The 4,148-nt window shown below is 50.8% G+C and carries 2 protein-coding genes; one reads left to right on the top strand and one right to left on the bottom strand.

Annotation, left to right across the window (positions count from 1 at the left end; genetic code table 11):
- Nucleotides 1-908: 908 nt before the first annotated feature.
- Nucleotides 909-3,395, bottom strand: a complete 2,487-nt coding sequence (locus BOW52_RS16365; RefSeq protein WP_078485154.1) for an efflux RND transporter permease subunit — start codon at nt 3,393-3,395, stop codon at nt 909-911.
- 151 nt (nt 3,396-3,546) lie between these two features.
- Here BOW52_RS16365 and BOW52_RS16360 point away from each other — a divergent pair, with 151 nt between their 5' ends.
- Nucleotides 3,547-3,951, top strand: coding sequence for a hypothetical protein (locus BOW52_RS16360; protein ID WP_135622589.1), 405 nt, complete (start codon nt 3,547-3,549; stop codon nt 3,949-3,951).
- The last annotated feature ends 197 nt before the right edge of the window (nt 3,952-4,148 follow it).

Raw genomic sequence — 4,148 nt, 5'->3', positions numbered from 1 at the left:
ACTCGCTGTAACGGGACTTTTTCATTGTGGATTCTCCTGACTATCAATGTATTGGAAAATCCTACTTCTGAGCACCTTTATTTTCAGGGGGGATTACCGTATCCGCACTTAAGGTATCCATATGGTTGAACACGCCAACGTTGTCTGTACTTTAACCACCAATAAGAAACTGCTTCGTCAATAGTAGATCGCTTTGGATTCGGTAAATGTGCATCATTTAGGAAAAATGGTGCGCCATAGCTGACGGGGTTAGAAGCATAAGTGGTAGTTACGGGTACTGCCAGCATCAACAATAGAGAAACATACGAAAATACTCTGTATAGCGATTTGCGACTACCAAAATGCAGAGATGCCATATTGTAGAGGAATAGGCTATTGCGTATACCCTGTGGAAGGACGCCAGCCACCCCATCAGCCGCTTGATCTTTACTCCATGTCATCTTTCTACCTTCCTTAGCTTCCATTAGTTATTAGTGGCAGCTACCACCATTTCCATTATTCGCAGTCATCTGCACTCAGCAGCAACCGCTAACAATTACTACCACAGATATTATGAAACAACGCATCAGCACAACTGAATGCTGACATTTCGAATAATGCGGCATATGACCGCTCTACTCTTTCGTTAGGGATGTAATGCGTAACATGACACCAGCTCCTTGGCTCAATGCATACATCTCAATACGAAAGAAACCTATCACACATAATGTAGAACCCACAATAGCCACAAGGTTACCAAGGTATCGTACCCAATATTATGGTAATTGAGATTACCGGTATGGCCATGGTGACCTTCGATTGAATACAGAGAGTATCAACTATCACGGAGATATCGAGCAATGATCCTTCGGTATTTGTCACATAACAACTAACAATAGAACTCAATACTCTACAAGCCAGCTCGAAGATTATTTAGCAGGCACACCCGATTCACCGTAAGGCTTCAACTTCTCCAATAGAATCGGTAACACGGTAACGTTTGCTGTCAGTGCAGTAACCATGGCAAAGGCGGTGAGGATACCAAAGTAGATGGTCGGTACGAAGCTGGAGAGGACTAGAATCGAGAAGCCGACGGTAATGGTGACGGTGGTGAAGTACATCGCCCGACCGATCGAGTTGTGGGAGCGGAACAGCGCCTCCTTGTAGTCCCAATCCTTCTGTAACTCTTCGCCATAGCGGTGCACGTAGTGAATGGTGTCATCGACGCCGATACCGACGCTAATCGCGGCGATGGTGATGGTCATAATATCGAGCGGTACGCCTAGCCAACCCATCAATCCCAGCACCACCGAAGCGGCGAATAGATTGGGAATGATAGCTATTAATGCAATCCGTATTGAGCGGAATAGCACCGCAAACATCACCATAATGGCGAGAAAAACGGCACCGAGGGTCAGCACCTGTGATTTAAACAGGCTCTGCAACATATTGTTGAATAGCACCATCATACCGCTAAGACGCACCTGTTCGTCAGCTAAGCCAAAGTGCGTGGTTAGATCACGGTGGATCTTATCGAGTAGTGCCTGACGCACCATTGCCACATCTGACTCATAAACACGCACTGCAAAGCGGAGTTGATTGCCATCCTCTGAGATGTAGGGTGAAACCATGCTCGCCTTCACATCCTCCGGGAGTCGCTTATAAAGAATCGACATAAAGTAGTCGTCGAGCGGTCGCCCCTGATTGAGTTGTTTTAGCACTGACATGCTGGTTGAGAGCGAGAGCACCTTGCCGGTCTCATTGATGCCGTCGAGATAGGCGTGGATTGCCTCGATCTCATCGAGTGCATAGCTGTTGAACCAGTAGCTGGTGGCGGTGATGCCCGCCTCGCCCTGGGGTATGTATTGATCTTCCGGATCGAGCTCCTCCTCTTCAAAGAAATCGGAAGGGGCCTCAATCACCACATCGAGCGGCGTGGTCCCACCCAGCTTCTGATCGACTAGATACATGCCCTGGAATATCTCGGTCTCCTGTTTGAAGTAGTCGATAAAACGGTTATCAACCGTTAGCCGAGTAATACCGACCGCACTCACAATCGCACCCACCAATGTCACCAACAATACGGTGGTGCTGTGATTCTCAATCACATGGGCGGTGAAGTCGGTGATGTGGGCGGTGATGTCGTGGCGTTTACGCCGTTCACCGGGTCGCATCAACATCAGCACAGCCGGGAAGAGGGTAAAGGCGAGCAGGAAGGCGACACCGAGACCTATCACCATGATCCAGCCAAAGTCGATCACGGGGCGAATCCCGCTCACCACCAGCGAACCGAAGGCGACCATGGTGGTGATAACGGTATAGAACGATGGCAGCACCTTGCTGTAGACCGTCTCACGGACCAGATAGCGCTGCTCGGCATCGGGGTGGAGCATCTGCAGTTCGCGATAACGAACCACCAGGTGGATGGTGAGTGAGAGTGAGAAGATCAGCAGCAGGGTAATGAAGTTCGAGGAGACGATCGTGATGCGCCACTCGTAGAGCCCTAGTAATCCGACGGTAATCACGCAGGCAACCAGCGCAGTGGTGATCGGCAGGAATACCCAACGTGGCTGGCGAAACGCTATGGTTAATAACATTGCCAGAATCACAATCACACCGACTCCGAAGACCCGTAGGTCATGACGCACAAACTCCATCATGTCGGCGACGATCATTGGCAGACCGCCAAGATGCAGCTCGGCACGATTGCGATGTTGATCGAGTATCTCGCGAATCTGCGCGATATCGACCTCCTCCTGCACCATCAACTCACTGCTGTAGCGTTTAAATTGATCGGTCAGCTGAGTCAGTTGCTCTGATTGGTGCTGAGAGAGTGGCTGCTCCAGCTCACGTTCACGCAGCGCATCACGTTCACTGCGCAGGCGCAGGTAGGTCTCATCGCGTTTGAAGTTGACCTGTAGAGCGGTGGTATCGCCCTCCTCCCCAACCAGTCGATTGCGATAGAGCGGACTCTGCTGCAATTCAACCGCAGCGAGCTGTCGATCAACACCTTCACTATCGAGTGTTGGCGTCTGCCGCTGTAACTCTTGAAGTCCAATCGGTGGACTCTCCAGCAGTGGTACATCGAGAATTGAGAGCACCGACTCAACACGCTCTATCTTCAGCAGCGCGTCACGCAGGCGACGAAGATCATCGAGCGTCTGCGCCTCAAACAGCCCACCCTTGGGTGAGTAGGTAATGATCAGATAGTCATCTGAGCCATAACGAGCTCGGATCGCTCGGTAGTAGTGAAGATCCTCATCCTGCTCCAGCACCAGAGAGTCAGCAGAGATATCGAGCTTGAAGTCGGGTATAAAAGAGGCGAAGAGCAACGTTGCCAGCAACACCATTAGCAGTGTCAGTTTTGGACGATCGAGCACTAGACGATCGTACAGATTCTGCAACGTATCTTTCATCGACACCACCCAAACAGCACGAAAGCACCCCCTACTGATTGAACGCTTCCACTGACGACACGTTGCATCTTCCCTCCCCCATCTGTGGGCTATGAGTATAGAATGGACAGATAATAAAAGTCGCCTAATGTTGCTTCAGGAGCCCCACCTAATGGATCTCAAGAATCTGGCAATCCCCACTGCCGTTATGCGCGCCGGGATGAGTATTGGCGAATTCCTTCGTGAGTGTGTAAAGAGCGATGTACCCGGTCTCCCCTTCGCCAATGAACAGGGTGAGATTGTCGGTCGAATTTCGATACGTCACTGTTTCAAAGAGTGCTGCATTCCCCATTTTATGATCGACACCGCCCACCTGCTGGGCGATGAGATTGAAGCGGTCAATATCCCGCATATCGACGCCCGACGACTACTCGACGAGCCTGTTGAGCGCTATCTGCTCAGCGACTTCCCCCATGCCACCCCAACTCACCACTTATCAAAGGGCTCGCCTTTATGGAGCAGCTCAACAGCGCCTACATCTTCCTCATCGAGGATGGCAACTACCGCGGCATCGTGACCCACATGGCGATTTCAAAACGGATTATTGAGTCCACTGGCCATCTGGAGCTGTAGAGAATGGAAGCGATGATTGCCGAGACGGCACATCCACAGTTCATCCGGGGAGTCGCTATTTTTGCGAAAGTTTGTTTTGGGCATCCAAGCCCAAGCAAACAGCAAAAACTTCACGCGACCGTTTATGCCTGCGGCGCCCCG

The sequence above is a fragment of the Solemya pervernicosa gill symbiont genome, from assembly GCF_002020875.1.
Taxonomy (GTDB): domain Bacteria; phylum Pseudomonadota; class Gammaproteobacteria.
The sequence above is the reverse complement of the archived record's forward strand: the minus strand, read 5'-3'. Positions and strand labels throughout refer to the sequence as shown.